This window comes from Serratia sp. Nf2, assembly GCF_003028435.1.
GTDB lineage: Bacteria > Pseudomonadota > Gammaproteobacteria > Enterobacterales > Enterobacteriaceae > Serratia > Serratia marcescens_L.
Map to the genome: position 1 here is coordinate 1 of NZ_PYTW01000058.1, position 292 is coordinate 292.

General features: G+C 62.3%; 1 pseudogene. It reads right to left on the reverse strand.

Annotation, left to right across the window (positions count from 1 at the left end):
• Positions 1-292: pseudogene (locus C9411_RS25410) on the reverse strand (MFS transporter); the annotation flags it as partial.

The window sequence follows — 292 nt, forward strand, 5'->3', positions numbered from 1 at the left end:
AAGGCAGAAGTACAGCACCAACAAAGCGACGACGAACACCCCCGCCCCAGCAAACGCCACCTGGCGGAAGCCGAGCTCGGTCAGCAGCGCGCCGGCAACTGGGCCCAACACGGCACCGAGTTCGCCGCACACGGCGAAAAGTGCAAACCACTCAGCGCGGCTGCGCTTTCCGTTTAACTCGCTGTACGTACCCGCTTTAGCCAGTAGCGCTTCAATCGATGGAGAGAACAGTGCGCCGCCGATGCCGGTAAGACACGCCCCCAGAATGATGGGCCACAGGGACTGCCCAAAC